The following is a 15,764-nucleotide window of genomic DNA, read 5'->3' on the forward strand; positions in this document are numbered from 1 at the left end:
GTCAGGCGACCGCGCGGGAGCCGGTGCGCGGATCGAACGGCTCCCAGATCCGCGCCCGCGCCGCGTCGGCCGACGCGTCGTCGGGCTGCAACTCGGCCGACATCTCCGCCTGCACCATGGCCCGGTAACGCTCGCTCTCGCGCCGCACGTCCTCCTCGTCCCAGCCCAGGATCGGGGCGATGAGCGCCGCCACCTCCACCGCGGCGGCGACGCCGCGGTCGCGCTCCTCGATCGAGATGCGGGTACGGCGGACCAGCACGTCCTCCAGCCGCAGCGCCCCCTCGTGCGAGGCGGCGTACACCGCCTCCGCCTTGAGGTAGTCGGCGGCGCCGGTGAGCGGCTCGCCCAGCGTGGGGTCGGCCTCGACCAGGCCGAGGACGTCCACGACGGCCGAGCCGTACCGGGTGAGCAGGCGTTCGACGCGGGCCACGTCCAGCCCGGCGCGGGCGGCCAGCCGGGTGCGCGCGTTGCGCAGCGCCTCGTAGCCCTCCGCGCCGAGCAGCGGCAGCCGGTGGGTGACGGACGGGGGCACGGCCGTGCCCAGGTCGCGCACGGCCACGTCGACGGCGTCCCTGGCCATCACCCGGTACGTGGTGTACTTGCCGCCCGCGATGACCACGAGCCCCGGCGCGGGCCGGGCGACGGTGTGCTCCCGGGACAGCTTGGCGGTGTCGGAGGCGTCTCCGGCCAGCAGTGGCCGCAGGCCGGTGTAGACGCCGTCGATGTCGTCGTGGCTCAGCGGCGTGTCCAGCACCTGGTTGACGTGGTCGAGCAGGTAGTCGATGTCGGCGCGGCTGGCCACCGGGTGGACCTTGTCGAGGCTCCAGTCCGTGTCGGTGGTGCCGATGATCCAGTGCCGGCCCCACGGGATGGTGAACAGCACGCTCTTCTCGGTGCGCAGGATCAGGCCGGTGTGCAGGGTGATCCGGTCCCGGGGGACGGTGATGTGCACGCCCTTGGAGGCGCGCACGCGCAGGCCTCCCTGGGTGGCCGCCAGCTCGCCCGTCTCGTCGGTCCACACTCCGGTGGCGTTGATCACCTGGCGGGCCCGCACCACGATCTCGTCGTCGCTCTGCAGGTCGCGCACCCGCGCGCCGGTGACCCGGCCGTCGTCGCGGACCAGCCCGGTCACCCGTGCCCTGGTCGCCACCGCGGCGCCGTACTGGGCGGCGGTGCGGGCCAGCGTCATCGCGAAGCGCGCGTCGTCGACCTGGGCGTCGTGGTACTGGACGGCGCCGACGAGAGCCTGCGCGTTGAGGGACGGCGCGGCGGCGAGCGCGCGGCGCCGGCTCAGGTGACGGTGCCGGGGCAGGGTGCGGGCGCCGTCGAGCAGGTCGTAGAGGGCGATGCCCGCGCCGACGTAGAACCGCTCCCAGAGCCGGTGCCGCAGCGGGAACAGGAACGGCACCGGGCGCACCAGGTGGGGGGCCAGCCGGGTCAGCAACAGGTCACGTTCCTTGAGCGCCTCCCTGACCAGCCGGAAGTCGAGCTGTTCGAGGTATCTCAGGCCACCGTGGATGAGCTTGCTGGAGCGGCTGGAGGTGCCGGCCGCCCAGTCCTGGGCCTCGACCACGGCGACCGAGAGGCCACGGGACACCGCGTCGAGCGCCACCCCTGCCCCGACGACACCGCCGCCGACGACCAGCACGTCGAACTCGCTCTCGCCCATCCGCCGCAGCGCTTCCGCGCGGTACGCCGGTCCCAGCGGTACAGATGTCACAGTAAAGCTCCTCATTTCATGAAAGTCAGGAAGAGGGCCCGGGGGCACCCGCCCCCGGGCGTCGCCCCGGCTCAGCCGACGTCGACCCAGTCGAGGGTGCGGGTGACGGCCTTCTTCCAGGTGGCGTAGGCCGTGTCACGCTGGTCCTGCGACCACTGGGGCTCCCAGCGGCGGTCCTCCTGCCAGTTCTGCTTGAGCTCCTCGCAGGACTTCCAGAAGCCGACCGCCAGGCCGGCCGCGTAGGCCGCGCCCAGCGCGGTGGTCTCGGCCACCACGGGCTTGGAGACCGGCACGCCCAGGACGTCGGCCTGGATCTGCATGCACAGATCGTTGGCGGTGACGCCGCCGTCCACCCGGAGCACGTCGAGGGCGACTCCGGAGTCCTGGCGCATCGCCTCGACGACGTCACGGCTCTGGTAGCAGATCGACTCCAGGGTGGCCCGGGCGATGTGCGCGTTGTTGTTGTAGCGCGACAGCCCGACGATGGCGCCGCGGGCGTCCGAGCGCCAGTACGGGGCGAACAGCCCGGAGAAGGCGGGCACGAAGAACACGCCGCCGTTGTCGTCCACCTGCCGGGCCAGCGACTCGCTCTGGCTCGCCCCGGAGATGATGCCGAGCTGGTCGCGCAGCCACTGCACGGCCGAGCCGGTCACCGCGATCGAGCCCTCCAGCGCGTACACCGGCGCCTGGTCGCCGAGCTGGTAGCAGACCGTGGTGAGCAGGCCGTGCTGCGAGCGCACCGGGGTGGTGCCGGTGTTGAGCAGCAGGAAGTTGCCGGTGCCGTAGGTGTTCTTGGCCGTGCCGACCTCGAAGCACACCTGGCCGACGGTGGCGGCCTGCTGGTCGCCGAGGACGCCCCCGAGCGTGACCTCACCGCCCAGCGGGCCGCCGGGCCGGGTGCGCCCGTACGCCTCCGCGTGGGAGGAGGGCACGATCGCCGGCAGCATCCGGCGCGGGATGCCGAAGAACGACAGGAGTTCGTCGTCCCAGTCGAGCGTCTCCAGATCCATCAGCATGGTGCGGCTGGCGTTGGTGGGGTCGGTGACGTGCAGGCCGCCGTCGACGCCGCCGGTGAGGTGCCACAGCAGCCACGTGTCGGTGGTGCCGAAGATCGCGTCGCCGGCCTCGGCCGCTTCGCGCACCCCGTCGACGTTCTCCAGGATCCACTGGATCTTCCCGCCGGAGAAGTACGTCGCCGGGGGCAGGCCCGCCTTTCGGCGGATGACGTCGCCCTTGCCCTCGCGGTCCAGGGCCGAGGCGATCCGGTCGGTGCGGGTGTCCTGCCAGACGATGGCGTTGTAGTACGGCCGGCCGGTGCGGCGGTTCCACACCACCGTGGTCTCGCGCTGGTTGGTGATGCCCAGCGCGGCCAGGTCGGAGGCGCTGAGGCTCGCCTTGTTCAGCGTGGTCTCGATGACCGCCCGGGTGCGCTCCCAGATCTCGGTCGGGTTGTGCTCCACCCAGCCGGCCTGGGGCAGGATCTGCTCGTGTTCGAGCTGGTGACGGGCGATCTCGTTGCCGCCGTGATCGAAGATCATGAAGCGGGTGCTCGTGGTGCCCTGGTCGACGGCTCCGACGAAGTCCGGCATGGAATCGTGCCTCCTAGAAAGGGGGTGGGAAGGGTCAGACGGTCTCGTACGAGGTCTTCTCCGGCACGCGGCCCGGCTCGGTGTCGTCGTCGACGGGCAGGAAACGGCCCACGAGAAGCTGGTAGAGGGCGGCGCCGATCAGGCCGCCGATGACGGGGGCCACGATGGGCACCCAGAAGTAGAGCTGACCGTACTGATCTTGCCAGGCGGTCTCGTACCCGGTGAGGAACGACGCCAGCCGGGGGCCGAAGTCGCGGGCGGGGTTGATGGCGTAGCCGGCGTTGGTGCCCCAGGCCATGCCGATCGCCACCACGAGCAGACCGATGATGAAGGGGGCGAGGTTGGCGAGCGGCGCGTTGTTGCGCATGTCCGTGATCGCGAGGATGAGGAACAGCAGGATCGCGGTGCCGATGATCTGGTCGCCGAAGGCGCCCCAGGTGCCGACCGGCAGGGTGCCGTTGCCCGGCAGCGTGGAGAAGACGCCCTGGGTCTTGATGGTGAGGCCGGGGTCGGCCTTGGTCAGCACCTCGGCGTAGTTGAAGCGGACGAGGAGCGCGGCGACGAACGCCCCCACGGTCTGCGCCAGCACGTAGGGGGCCACCTTGCGCCAGGAGAAGCCCTTGAACGCCGCCAGCGCGATGGTGACGGCGGGATTGAGGTGCGCGCCGCTGGTCCGGGCGGCGACGTAGACGCCGAGGGTCACGCCGAGACCCCACGCCCACGCGATGCTGTCGTGATCTCCGATGCCGGCCGCCGCGACCTGCGCCACCACGCCGACCCCGAACAGGATCAGGATCATGGTGCCCGCGAACTCGGCGGCCATCTCCCCGAGCAGTCCTCGGGCTTTGAGCCGTTCCGCCATGGTTTCCTCCTCACCCGCCTCGCTACCGCGCCAGAGCAGGCGTCGTCGCAGGCAGGACGTCCGGTGAGGCGCTGGGGTGCCTCACAGCTGACTGGAAGCTAGGTGAGGAAAACGGGCGGGTCAACGGCAAGGTGCCGACAATGTCGAACACTAGTCAGCTATGACATACCGGTTTATCGTCTAGGGGCTATGACCCAGCCCACAGTTCTTCCAGTATGAGCGGGTATGCGTAGATTTTCCGGTTGGCTCTGCCGACAATGTCGAACAACGACCGGGGGAGGGCTACGCTCTGGACCGTGCCAGGTCCAGTGCAGTCCATCCAGCGGGGAGCGGCGATCCTGCGTCTGCTCGCCCGCAGCTCCGGCAGGCTCGGCGTGGGAGAGATCGCCACCTCGCTGGGCCTGCCACGCGGCACGGCCCACGGCCTGCTGCGCACCCTGCAGTTGGTCGGCTTCGTGGAGCAGGACGACGCGACGGGCAAGTACCAGCTCGGGGCCGCCCTGCTCCACCTCGGCACGAGCTACCTGGACGTCAACGAGCTCCGCTCCCGCGCGATCAACTGGGCGGACGCGCTCGCGGCGCGGAGCTGCGAATCCGTGAAGATCGGCACCGTCCTCGACGGCCAGGTCCTCGTGGTGCACCACGTCTTCCGCCCCGACGACTCGTTGCAGACGCTCGACGTCGGCTCCCTGCTGCCGATGCACGCCACCGCGCTGGGCAAGGTGCTGCTGGCCTTCGACTCGGGCGCCGCCGCCACACTCGGCAACGGCCCGCTCGACGCGTTCACCCGCCGCACCATCGTCGCGCCCAAGGCACTGGCCCGCGCCCTCGCCGCCATCCGCGAGGTGGGCTGGGCCGCCTCGGTGGAGGAGATGACCGTGGGAGAGGCGGCCATCGCGGCGCCCATCCGCGGCCACGGCGGTCTGGTGGTCGGGGCCATCGGGATCACCGGCGCCGTCGAACGGGTCTGCGACGCCAAAGGCCAGCCCAACACCACCCTGGTGACGTTCGTGCGCGACGCCGCGCGCGCGGTGTCCCGGGACCTCGGTGCCTCACGCTGGTAGACAGCCACTTCCACACCTACCGAGGTGAACGACATGGTCATGCGCTATGTGATGTCCATCGACCAAGGTACGACGTCGACGCGGTGCATCATCTTCGACCAGCAGGGGCGCCTGGTGTCGGTGACGCAGCGCGAGCACCGCCAGCACTTCCCGCGTCCCGGCTGGGTCGAGCACGACGCCATGGAGATCTGGCGCAACCTGGAGCGCATCGCCCCCGAAGCCCTCCGGCAGGCCGGCGTCGGCCTGGAGGAGATCGCGGCGATCGGCATCGCCAACCAGCGCGAGACCACCCTGCTGTGGGACCGGCGGACCGGGCTGCCGCTCCGGCGAGCCATCGTCTGGCAGGACACCCGGACCAACGCCCTGGTCGACGAGCTGGCGGCCCGTCCCGAGGCGTCGATGGTGCAGAAACGCTGCGGCCTGCCGCTCGCCACCTACTTCTCGGCCCCGCGCATCCGCTGGCTGTTCGACGCGACACCGGGGCTGCGCGAGCGGGCCGAGCGCGGTGAGGTGCTGTTCGGCACGATGGAGAGCTGGCTGATCTGGAACCTCACCGGCGGACCCGATGGCGGGCTGCACCTGACCGACGTCACCAACGCGAGCCGCACCCTGCTGATGGACCTGGCCACCCTGGAGTGGGACGCCGAACTGCTCGACTTCTTCGGCGTGCCGCGGGCGATGCTGCCGCAGATCCGCCCGTCCACCGAGACGTACGGCGTGGCCAGCCGGGTCCTGCCCGGCGTGCGCATCGGCGCCGCGCTCGGCGACCAGCAGGCGGCGCTGTTCGGCCAGACCTGCTTCGCGCCGGGCGAGGCCAAGTGCACCTACGGCACCGGCAGCTTCCTCATGCTCAACACCGGCAACGAGCCGGTCCGCTCCTCCCACGGCCTGCTCACCACGGTCGGCTACCAGGTGGGCGCCCAGCCGGCCGTGTACGCCCTGGAAGGGCCGATCGCCGTGACGGGCGCGCTGGTGCAGTGGTTCCGCGACGGGCTCGGCCTGATCAACAGCGCCGCGGAGATCGAGACGCTGGCCAAGACCGTGGACGACAACGGCGGCTGCTACATCGTCCCCGCGTTCGCAGGGCTGTTCGCCCCGCACTGGCGCAGCGAGGCCCGCGGCGTGATCGTCGGCCTGACCTCGTACATCACCAAGGGGCATCTCGCCCGCGCGGTGCTGGAGGCGACCGCCTGGCAGACCCGCGAGGTCGTCGACGCGATGAACGCCGACTCCGGGCTGGCCCTGCGCACCCTCAAGGTGGACGGCGGCATGACCGCCGACAACCTGCTCATGCAGTACATCGCCGACGTTCTGGATGTACCGGTGGTGCGTCCCATGGTGGCCGAGACCGTGTCGCTCGGCGCCGCGTACGCCGCCGGGCTGGCCGTCGGCTACTGGCCGGACCTGGAGGGGCTGCGCCGCAACTGGCACCGCGCCGCCCAGTGGCTGCCGGCCATGGAGCCCGAGCGCCGGGCGGCGGAGTACGACAACTGGTGCCGGGCGGTGGAGCGGAGCTTCGACTGGATGCGGCCGCGCGGCTGAGGCGTCAGCCGGGCAGCCGGTAGTCGAAGGCGTAGGAGTGGGAGCCGTCGGGGGCGACGGCGATCTCCATCTCGCCCCGGATGCCGCGCAGCCCGCCGGTGCCGGAGTCGGGGACGACGGTGACGCGCAGCGACCGCTCCCCCTCGTCGCTGACCGCGTTGTGCTGGACGACGAACGAGCCCGTGCGGCCGCGCAACGTCCCCTCGATCCGCTCGACCGCCACGTACGCGCGCGACTCCGCCACCTCGGTGGTCACCATCAGCATGTGCACCACCGACGTGGCGGTCAGGTCACCGCGGAACGTCTTGCTCAGCGTGACCTGCGCGAGCGCGACGCCGTCGCGGTCGTCGAAGGGCGGCCGGGCGTTCCAGTCGGCGGTGTCGAAGGGGCCTTGCGCGAATGTCATACGAAGCATCGTGCCGAAGATACCTGTCAGGTGGCGTCAGGTATGTCGACGAGCCGGCGCACGAAGTCGTTGCCGAACTTTCCGTCCGGATCGTACCTGCGCACCAGCTCCGCGAAGCGCGGCGGGCACGCCGGCCACCGGGTGAACAGCTTGCCCCAGTGCGGCCGCGGGTCGAACGGCGCCAGCGCGTCCTCCACCAGCCGCAGCACCGGACGCACCACGGCCCAGTCGCCGACCCAGGTGAAGTGCACGGCCACGCTGTCGCGGCCGTGGAACGGGCTGAGCCACAGGTCGTCCGCGGCGACCGTGCGCACCTCCGAGATCTGCAGCGCCGGCCGGATCCGGTCACCGAGGGCGTGCAGCGCGGCCAGCGCGTCGCCCAGGCAGGCCCTGGGCAGCGCGAACTCCGACTGCAGCTCGTCCCCGGCGCTGCTGGGCGGCGCCTCGGCCCGGAAGTGCGGCAGCCGCTCGTGCCACGGCCCCGGCACGCCGAGTTGCGCCGTGCAGGCGTCGGCCGGCATGCCCGGCACCGGGTGGCGCGGCCCGTCAGCCGGGCGGGCGCCCCACCGCTCACCGGCCGCCAACTCCTCGCGGCGCTTCAGCCACACGCGGACCGTGCTCCAGTCGGTGAACAGGCTGACGCTGTGGCCGGCGGCCAGGACCTCGTCGAACGGCGCGTCCCACGGCAGGTCCTCCAGGACGTACTGGCGCAGCTCGTAGGCGGGCACCACGTCGAGGGTGAGCGTCGTGACGACGCCGAGCGCCCCCAGCGCGACCACCGCGCCGGGGAAGTCGGCGTCGCCCCTCTCCAGCGTGACGAGCGAGCCGTCGGCGGTGACGAGCTCCAGCCCCGAGACCGCCGCCGACAGGCTCCGATTGCCGTCGCCGGAGCCGTGCGTGCCCGTCGCCACCGAACCCGCCACCGAGATGTGCGGCAGCGACGCCATGGCGGCCAGCGCGAACCCGCCGGCGTGCAGGGCGGCGGCCAGCCGGGCGTAGGTGACGCCCGCGCCGACCCGCACCCGCCCGGCCGCCCCGTCGAGCGCGATCTCCTGCGGCATGCGGTCCAGACGGACCAGCTCGCCGGAGGTGTCGGCCACGTCGCTGAAGGAGTGGCCGCTGCCCAGCGCCCGCACCCGGGGGCCGCCGGCGACGAGCCGCCGCAGTTCGTCCAGGGTGGCTGGCCGACGCACGCCGCCCGCGCGGAAGGCGACGTTGCCTGCCCAGTTGGTCACCCCGGCGGACGGTGCGGCCGCCACTACAGGCCCTGGGCCAGACGGTAGTAGGCCTGGTTCCAGCGCAGTTCCTTGGCGAACTGCCGGATCGTGGTGTCGGCGTCGATGACCAGCAGCTCCACGCCCAGCATGTCGGCCAGGTCGGTCAGCTCCTCGGTGCCGACCGCCGTGGACAGCACGGTGTGGTGCGGCGCGCCGGCGGTCAGCCACGCCTCGGTGCTGGTGCGCAGGTCGGGCCGGGGGCGCCAGACCGCTCGGGCGACCGGCAGCTCGGGCAGCGGCTCGGGCGGGGCCACGAGGTCGATCTCGTTGGCCACCAGCCGGAACCTGTCGCCCATGTCGGCCAGGCCGACCACCACGCCGGGGCCCGGCGTCGCGTCGAACACGAGCCGGACCGGGTCCTCCCGGCCGCCGATGCCGAGCGGGTGGATCTCGCAGGACGGCGTGCCGTCGGCGATCGACGGGCAGACCTCCAGCATGTGCGCGCCGAGGATGAGCTCCTCGCCCGGCGTCAGGTGGTAGGTGTAGTCCTCCATGAAGGACGTACCGCCTGGCGTCATGGCCTTGAGCGTACGCAGCAGCACCGAGGTCTTCCAGTCTCCCTCGCCGCCGAAGCCGTAGCCGTCGGCCATCAGCCGCTGCACGGCCAGGCCGGGAAGCTGCCGCAGCCCGCCGAGGTCCTCGAAGTTCGTGGTGAACGCCCTGAAGCCGCCTGCCTCCAGGAAGTGGCGCAGGCCCAGCTCGATCCGGGCGGCGTAGCGCAGCGACTCGCGCCGCTCCCCGAGCAGTTCGGGCGCCACCCGGTAGAGCTCCTCGTACTCCTTGACCAGGGAGTTCACGTCGGCGTCGGAGGCGGCGTCCACGGCCTCGACCAGGTCGTTCACGCCGTAGGTGTTGACCGAGACGCCGAAGCGGAGCTGCGCCTCCACCTTGTCGCCCTCGGTGACGGCGACGTCGCGCATGTTGTCGCCGAAACGGGCGAGCTTGAGCGTGCGCACCTCGGCCAGGCCGGTGGCGGCCCGCGCCCAGGCGAGGACGCGGTCGGCCACGTACGGGTCGCTCACGTGCCCGGCCACGGTCTTGCGCGCGACGCCCAGCCGCGTCTGGATGTGGCCGAACTCCCGGTCGCCGTGCGCCGCCTGGTTGAGGTTCATGAAGTCCATGTCGATGGAGCTCCACGGCAGCTCCACGTTGGCCTGCGTGTGCAGGTGGAGCAGCGGCTTGCGCAGCGCGTCGAGCCCGGCGATCCACATCTTGGCCGGCGAGAAGGTGTGCATCCAGGCGATCACCCCGGCGCACGTGTCGTCGGCGCTCGCCTCCAGCATGACGCGCCGGATCGCCGCCGCGTCGGTCAGCACGGGCTTCCACTCCACGGGCAGCGGGAGCGCCTCGGCGATGCGCCGCGACTGCTCGGCGACCTGCTGCAGCGTCTCCTCGCCGTACAGCCCCTGGCTGCCGGTCAGAAACCAGATGTTCAACGCGGGCTCCTTTGTCCATAGACGTTCTGGTAGCGGTCGTAGAGGCGGTCGACGTCGTCCTGCGCGATCTTCAGGGGCTCGCCGAGCTGCCGTGCGATGTGCACGGTGTGGGCCACGTCCTCGCACATGACGGCCGCCTTCACGGCGGCCTTCGGGTCCCTGCCGATCGTGAAGACGCCGTGGCTGCGCATCAGCACGGCCGGCGAACGGTGCCCCTTGAGCGTCTCGACGATGCCCTGGCCGATGGAGTCGTCGCCGATGAGCGCGAACGGCCCGACGGGGATCTCGCCGCCGAACTCGTCGGCCATCGCGGTGAGCACGCACGGGACGGCCTCGCCGCGGGCCGCCCAGGCGGTGGCGTAGGTGGAGTGGGTGTGCACGACGCCGCCGACCTCGGGCAGGTTGCGGTAGACGTAGGCGTGTGCGGCGGTGTCGCTGGACGGGGAGTGCGCCCCCTCGACCAGGTTGCCGTCGAGGTCGCAGACGACCATGGTGGCCGGCGACAGCTCGTCGTAGCTCACCCCCGACGGCTTGATGACGAACAGGTCCTCGCCGGGCACCCGGCCGGAGACGTTTCCGGCGGTCCAGGCCACGAGGTTGTTGCGCACCAGCTCGGCGTGCAGGTCGCTGATCGTCTTCCGCATGTCGGCGACGGTCATCCGTTGGCCTCGTTCCTGATCGCGCGCAGCGTGTGCAGCATCCGTCCGTCCCCGAAGTAGTCGTGCAGTGTGCGGTACTCGGCGTAGAGCCGGTCGTAGGCGTCGGCCCTGGCCTCGTCGGGCAGGTAGGCGTCGTCGCGCCGCGTGCCCATCGCGGCGGCGGCCTGCTGGATGTCGGCGTAGGCCCCCGCCGCGACGGCCGCGTGGATGGCCGAGCCGAGGGCCGGGCCCTGGTCGGAGCCGATCACCGACAGGGGGCGCCGCAGCACGTCGGCGTAGATCTGCATGAGGAACCGGTTCTTCAGCAGCCCGCCGGCGGCCACGAACTCCTCGACCGGCACGCCGGCCTTCTCGAACGTCTCGACGATCATCCGGGCGCCGAACGCGGTGGCCTCGATGAGGGCGCGGTAGACGTCCTCGGGCCGGGTGCTGAGCGTCTGGCCGACGATCACGCCGGACAGGTTGTGGTCCACCAGCACCGAGCGGTTGCCGTTGTGCCAGTCGAGCGCCACCAGCCCGTGCTCGCCCACCCGCTGGGCGGCGGCCAGCTCGGTCAGGTACGCGTGGACCGACAGGCCGCGCTCCTCGGCGGCCCGGGTGTAGGAGGCGGGCACGCCGTTGTCGACGAACCAGGCGAAGATGTCGCCCACGCCCGACTGGCCGGCCTCGTAGCCCCACAACCCCGGCACGATCCCGTCGCGGACGACGCCGCACATGCCGGGCACCTCGGCGAGCTGGTCGGAGGGCATCACGTGGCAGGTGGACGTGCCCATGATGGCGACCATCTGGCCGGGCCGGACCGCGTCGGCGGCGGCCGAGGTGACGTGCGCGTCGACGTTGCCGACGGCGATGGCGATGCCCTCGGGCAGCCCGGTCCACCCGGCGGCCTGCGCGGTCAGCCGGCCGGCGAGCCCGCCGAGGGGGGACAGCTCCTGGCCCAGCTTGGCGGTGAAGCCGGCGAAGCCCGGGTTGAGCGCGGTCAGGAACCCGGCGGAGGGGTAGCCGCCGTCCTGGAAGATCCCCTTGTAGCCGGCGGTGCAGACGTTGCGGGTCTCCACGCCGGTGAGCTGCCAGACGATCCAGTCGGCCGCCTCGATCCACCGGTCGGTCCTGGCGTAGACCTCGGGGTCCTCCTCCAGCACCTGCAACGCCTTGGCGAACTGCCACTCCGAGGAGATCTTGCCGCCGTAGCGCGGCAGCCACGTCTCGCCGCGCTCGGCGGCCAGCGCGTTGATCCGGTCGGCGTGCGCCTGCGCCGCGTGGTGCTTCCACAGCTTCGGCCAGGCGTGCGGCCGCTCGGGCGTCTCCTCGCACAGCGGCGTGCCGTCCGCCCTGGCCGGCAGCACGGTGCAGGCGGTGAAGTCGGTGCCGAGCCCGATCACCCGGGCGGGGTCGATCCCGGCGGCGGCCACGGCCTCGGGGACCGCGGTGCGCAGCACGTCGAGCCAGTCGTGCGGCGACTGGAGCGCCCAGTCGGGCGCCAGGCGCACGTCCGTGCCGGGCAGCCGGTCCTCGATGACACGGTGGGTGTACTCGTGGACGGCGGTGCCCAGCTCGGCCCCGTCGGACACGCGTACCACGACGGCGCGCCCCGACAGCGTCCCGAAGTCGACGCCGATCACATAGCTGTCGCTGTTAGCGCTCACACAACACTCCCCAAGGTCGGGCACGGCACAGCCGCACAACCGGTCACGTACGGCGCCGCGCCGAGAATAGACGCTGCAACAGGATGAAGACGAACAGCAGCAGGCCGATGAAGATCTTCGTCCACCACGAGCTCAGCGTGCCCTCGAAGCTGATGACGGTCTGGATCAGACCCAGCACCAGCACGCCCAGCACCGTGCCGAACAGAAATCCGGAGCCCCCGGTCAGCAGCGTGCCGCCGATGACGACCGCGGCGATCGCGTCGAGCTCCATGCCGACGGCGTGCAGGCCGTATCCCGAGAGCATGTAGAACGACAGCAGCACGCCGCCGAGCGCCGAGCAGAACCCGCTGATCGTGTAGACGGCGATCTTGGTGCGCCCGACGGGCAGGCCCATGAGCTGCGCCGACTGCTCGCTGCCGCCGGTGGCGTACACGGTCCGGCCGAGCCGCGTGTAGTGCAGCACGTACGCCGCCACCAGCACCACCACGGCCGCGACGAGCACGCTGGGCGAGATCCACAGGTCGGCGAACAGGTCGATCCTGGTCTGCGCGAACGCGGTGAACGTCGGGTCCTCGATCGGGATCGAGTCGGTGCCGATCGTGTAGCACAGGCCCCTGGCCAGGAACATCCCGGCCAGGGTGACGATGAACGGCTGGATGTCGAAGACGTGCACGATGTAGCCCATCACCAGCCCCAGCGTGGAGCCGATGAGCAGCACCAGCGGGACGACCAGGTACGGCGGCCAGCCCGGCCCGGCCATGAGGCTCGCCGAGATCATCGTGGACAGCGCGACCACCGAGCCGACCGACAGGTCGATGCCGCCGGTGAGGATCACGAACGTCATGCCGACCGCGACGACCAGCAGGAAGGCGTTGTCGATGAAGACGTTGAGAATCACCTGCCCGCTGGCGAAGCCCTCGTAGCGGACGCCGCCCGCCACGAACATCGCCACGAACAGGCAGGCCGTCACCAGCACGGGCACGTACCTGGCCGGGACGGCCCGCAGCACGCCCCGGTCGAGCGTCATCGCAGGGGGCGTCATGCCGTCACCCGCACCTTCTCCTCGGCCGCCGGGCGCGGCCCGGCCGGGGTCCCGCGGCGGCGGAACACCTTCTCACGGAACGACGGGGACTGGATCAGGCAGACCGCGGCCACCACGAGCGCCTTGAACAGCAGCGTGGTCTCCGGCGGCACACCCACCGAGTAGATCGTGGTGGTCAGCGTCTGGATGATGAGCGCGCCGACGACCGTGCCGCCGAGCGAGAAGCGCCCGCCCGCCAGCGAGGTGCCGCCGATGACCACCGCGAGGATCGCGTCCAGCTCGATCCACAGGCCGGCGTTGTTGCCGTCGGCGCTGGAGACGTTCGAGCTGATCATCAACCCGGCGACGCCCGCGCACAGCGCCGCGAACGCGTAGACCATGACGATGATCCCGCGCGCGCGGATGCCGGCGAGCCTGCTGGCCTCGGCGTTGCCGCCGACCGACTCGATGAGCATGCCGAGCGCGAGCCGTCGGGTGAGGAACGCGGTGACGCCCAGCACGACCAGCACGAGCAGGATGCCGAACGGGATCGTCAGCAGGTAGCCGCCGCCGATGAGCTTGTAGGCGGGGCTGTTGACGGTGATGATCTGCCCGTCGGTGATGAGCTGGGCCAGGCCGCGCCCGGCCACCATGAGGATCAGCGTGGCGATGATCGGCTGGATGCCGATCCCGGCGACGAGGAAGCCGTTCCACGCCCCGAGCAGCACCGACAGGCCGAGTGCCAGCACCACGGAGGTGAGGACGCTCGCGTCCTGGCTGAGCTGCAGGCAGGCCAGCGCGCCCGAGATGGCCACCACCGAGCCGACCGACAGGTCGATGCCGCCCGTCGCGATGACCAGCGTCATGCCCAGCGACACCAGGATGAGCGGCGCGCCGAAGCGCAGGATGTCGATCAGGCTGCCGTAGAGGTGGCCCTCCCGCATCTGGATCGACAGGAATCCGGGCGAGAACGCCACGTTCAGCAGGATCAGCGCCGCCAGGATGGCCAGCGGCCACAGCAGTCGTCTCATGCCCGCCCTCCGCTCGCGATGGTCTCCAGGAGCACGTCCGTGGTCAAGGCGTCGTCGTTGGGCAGGTCGGCCACCAGCCTGCGGTCGCGCAGCACCCCGACCCGGTGGCTGAGCCGCAGCACCTCCTCCAGCTCGGCGGAGATGAACAGCACCGCCATGCCGCCGTCGGACAGCTCGGCGACCAGGCGCTGGATCTCGGTCTTGGCGCCCACGTCGATGCCGCGGGTGGGCTCGTCGAGGATGAGCAGCTTCGGCTCCAGGATCAGCCAGCGGGCCAGCAGCACCTTCTGCTGGTTGCCGCCGCTGAGGTTGCGCACGAGGTGGTCGGGGTTCGGCGGGCTGATCCGCAGCGCCTTGACGTACCGGCCGACCAGCTCGTCCTGCTGTTCGCGCGGCACCGGCCTGGTCCAGCCGCGGGTGGCCTGCAGGGCGAGGATGATGTTCTCCCTGACCGTGAGGTCGGGGATGAGCCCGTCCTGCTTGCGGTTCTCGGAGCAGAAGGCGATGTCGTGCGTCATCGCGGTGCGCGGCGTGCGCAGCGACACGGCCGCGCCGCCGACCGCCACCTCGCCGGCGGTGGCGTGGTCGGCGCCGAAGAGCAGCCGGGCGATCTCGGTACGGCCGGAGCCGAGCAGCCCGGCCAGGCCGACGACCTCGCCCTCGTGGATGGTGAGCGAGAACGGCTCGATGGCGCCGGTCCGGCCCAGTTCGCGCGCCTCGACCAGCGGCCGGTCGAACACCCTGGCCTCGCCGTGCAGCTTCTCCAGGTCGGCCAGCTCCTGGCCGATCATCTTGGCGACCAGGTCGACCTGGCTGAGCTCGCTGGTGAGGTATTCGCCCACGAGCCGGCCGTTGCGCAGGATCGTCATGCGGTCGGAGATCTCGTAGATCTGGTCGAGGAAGTGGGAGACGAAGAGGATCGCGATGCCCTCCTCCTTGAGCGTGCGCATCACCCGGAAGAGCTGCTCGACCTCGCCCGCGTCGAGGCTGGAGGTCGGCTCGTCCAGGATGAGCACCCGGGCGTCGACGTCGATCGCGCGGGCGATGGCGACCATCTGCTGGATGGCCAGCGAGCACGACGACAGCGGCGCCGAGACGTCGACGTCCAGCTCCAGCCGGGCCAGCAGCTCGGCCGCCCGCGCCCGCATGCGCCTGAAGTCGATGCGCCCGCGCCGGCGCGGCTCGCGGCCGATGAAGACGTTCTCCGCCACCGAGAGGTTGGCGCAGAGGTTGACCTCCTGGTAGACCGTGCTGATCCCGGCCCGCTGGGCCTCCAGGGGGCCGGCGAAGGCCACGCTCCGCCCGGCCAGCTCGACGCTGCCCTCGTCGCACGGGTGGACCCCGGTCAGCACCTTGATCAACGTGGACTTGCCCGCGCCGTTCTCGCCCATCAGCGCGTGCACCTCGCCCGGGAGCAGCCTCAGGTCGACGCCGTCGAGGGCCCTCACTCCGGGAAACTGTTTACCGATCCCGCTCATGCGCAGGATGGGTGCGGGTTCGGCCATCGCGGC

General features: G+C 71.5%; 13 protein-coding genes. 2 read left to right on the forward strand and 11 right to left on the reverse strand.

Annotation, left to right across the window (positions count from 1 at the left end; genetic code table 11):
- Position 1: 1 nt before the first annotated feature.
- The 3 genes from FHU36_RS30250 to FHU36_RS30260 all read right to left on the reverse strand — a co-directional run bounded on the left by FHU36_RS30250 (position 2) and on the right by FHU36_RS30260 (position 4,171).
- On the reverse strand, positions 2 to 1,720 hold the full coding sequence (locus FHU36_RS30250) for a glycerol-3-phosphate dehydrogenase/oxidase (RefSeq protein WP_185087157.1): 1,719 nt from the start codon (positions 1,718 to 1,720) through the stop codon (positions 2 to 4).
- A 71-nt stretch (positions 1,721 to 1,791) separates the two neighbouring features.
- Positions 1,792 to 3,309 carry a glycerol kinase GlpK gene (gene glpK, locus FHU36_RS30255; RefSeq protein WP_185087158.1) on the reverse strand — a complete coding sequence of 506 codons (1,518 nt, stop codon included), beginning with the start codon at positions 3,307 to 3,309 and terminating at the stop codon, positions 1,792 to 1,794.
- Positions 3,310 to 3,343: 34 nt separating this feature from the next.
- A complete protein-coding gene (locus FHU36_RS30260) occupies positions 3,344 to 4,171 on the reverse strand; it encodes an MIP/aquaporin family protein (RefSeq protein WP_185087159.1) in 828 nt (275 codons plus the stop codon).
- 296 nt (positions 4,172 to 4,467) lie between these two features.
- Between FHU36_RS30260 and FHU36_RS30265 the strand changes: the two genes are divergently transcribed.
- Positions 4,468 to 5,235 carry an IclR family transcriptional regulator gene (locus FHU36_RS30265; RefSeq protein ID WP_185087160.1) on the forward strand — a complete coding sequence of 256 codons (768 nt, stop codon included), beginning with the start codon at positions 4,468 to 4,470 and terminating at the stop codon, positions 5,233 to 5,235.
- A gap of 33 nt (positions 5,236 to 5,268) precedes the next feature.
- A complete protein-coding gene (glpK, locus tag FHU36_RS30270; protein WP_185087161.1) occupies positions 5,269 to 6,777 on the forward strand; it encodes a glycerol kinase GlpK in 1,509 nt (502 codons plus the stop codon).
- A 4-nt stretch (positions 6,778 to 6,781) separates the two neighbouring features.
- Here the strand turns inward: glpK (FHU36_RS30270) and FHU36_RS30275 are convergent, their stop codons facing one another.
- From FHU36_RS30275 to FHU36_RS30310, 8 genes are all read right to left on the reverse strand, one after another.
- The gene (locus FHU36_RS30275; RefSeq protein ID WP_246502609.1) at positions 6,782 to 7,183 is read right to left on the reverse strand and encodes a DUF3224 domain-containing protein; all 402 of its coding nucleotides are present in this window, start codon (positions 7,181 to 7,183) and stop codon (positions 6,782 to 6,784) included.
- A 26-nt stretch (positions 7,184 to 7,209) separates the two neighbouring features.
- Positions 7,210 to 8,418, reverse strand: coding sequence for an FAD-binding protein (locus FHU36_RS30280; protein ID WP_312891920.1), 1,209 nt, complete (start codon positions 8,416 to 8,418; stop codon positions 7,210 to 7,212).
- A 23-nt stretch (positions 8,419 to 8,441) separates the two neighbouring features.
- The gene (araA, locus tag FHU36_RS30285) at positions 8,442 to 9,896 is read right to left on the reverse strand and encodes an L-arabinose isomerase (protein WP_185087164.1); all 1,455 of its coding nucleotides are present in this window, start codon (positions 9,894 to 9,896) and stop codon (positions 8,442 to 8,444) included.
- Positions 9,893 to 10,555: an L-ribulose-5-phosphate 4-epimerase gene (locus tag FHU36_RS30290; RefSeq protein WP_185087165.1), complete on the reverse strand. Its 663-nt coding sequence runs from the start codon at positions 10,553 to 10,555 to the stop codon at positions 9,893 to 9,895. Before FHU36_RS30290 ends, araA begins: the two co-directional genes overlap by 4 nt.
- A complete protein-coding gene (gene araB, locus FHU36_RS30295; protein WP_376774179.1) occupies positions 10,552 to 12,177 on the reverse strand; it encodes a ribulokinase in 1,626 nt (541 codons plus the stop codon). Before araB ends, FHU36_RS30290 begins: the two co-directional genes overlap by 4 nt.
- A gap of 67 nt (positions 12,178 to 12,244) precedes the next feature.
- Positions 12,245 to 13,243 carry a galactofuranose ABC transporter, permease protein YjfF gene (yjfF, locus tag FHU36_RS30300; RefSeq protein WP_185087167.1) on the reverse strand — a complete coding sequence of 333 codons (999 nt, stop codon included), beginning with the start codon at positions 13,241 to 13,243 and terminating at the stop codon, positions 12,245 to 12,247.
- Entirely contained in the window at positions 13,240 to 14,253 is a 1,014-nt protein-coding gene (locus FHU36_RS30305) for an ABC transporter permease (RefSeq protein ID WP_185087168.1), read from the reverse strand. The genes yjfF and FHU36_RS30305 overlap by 4 nt, the downstream gene beginning before the upstream one ends.
- Positions 14,250 to 15,758 (reverse strand): sugar ABC transporter ATP-binding protein, encoded by a 1,509-nt coding sequence (locus FHU36_RS30310; RefSeq protein WP_185087169.1) that lies wholly within the window; start codon positions 15,756 to 15,758, stop codon positions 14,250 to 14,252. Before FHU36_RS30310 ends, FHU36_RS30305 begins: the two co-directional genes overlap by 4 nt.
- Between the last annotated feature and the right edge of the window lie 6 nt (positions 15,759 to 15,764).

Origin of the sequence: Nonomuraea muscovyensis (genome assembly GCF_014207745.1) — a bacterium.
GTDB lineage: Bacteria > Actinomycetota > Actinomycetes > Streptosporangiales > Streptosporangiaceae > Nonomuraea > Nonomuraea muscovyensis.

What these genes read in the sequence shown, in the direction of transcription:
- glpK (WP_185087158.1), bottom strand. Translation starts at nt 3,309, where the DNA reads ATGCCGGACTTCGTCGGAGCCGTCGACCAGGGCACCACGAGCACCCGC.
- FHU36_RS30260 (WP_185087159.1), bottom strand. Translation starts at nt 4,171, where the DNA reads ATGGCGGAACGGCTCAAAGCCCGAGGACTGCTCGGGGAGATGGCCGCC.
- glpK (WP_185087161.1), top strand. Translation starts at nt 5,269, where the DNA reads ATGGTCATGCGCTATGTGATGTCCATCGACCAAGGTACGACGTCGACG.
- FHU36_RS30275 (WP_246502609.1), bottom strand. Translation starts at nt 7,183, where the DNA reads ATGACATTCGCGCAAGGCCCCTTCGACACCGCCGACTGGAACGCCCGG.
- FHU36_RS30290 (WP_185087165.1), bottom strand. Translation starts at nt 10,555, where the DNA reads ATGACCGTCGCCGACATGCGGAAGACGATCAGCGACCTGCACGCCGAG.
- yjfF (WP_185087167.1), bottom strand. Translation starts at nt 13,243, where the DNA reads ATGACGCCCCCTGCGATGACGCTCGACCGGGGCGTGCTGCGGGCCGTC.
- FHU36_RS30305 (WP_185087168.1), bottom strand. Translation starts at nt 14,253, where the DNA reads ATGAGACGACTGCTGTGGCCGCTGGCCATCCTGGCGGCGCTGATCCTG.
- FHU36_RS30310 (WP_185087169.1), bottom strand. Translation starts at nt 15,758, where the DNA reads ATGGCCGAACCCGCACCCATCCTGCGCATGAGCGGGATCGGTAAACAG.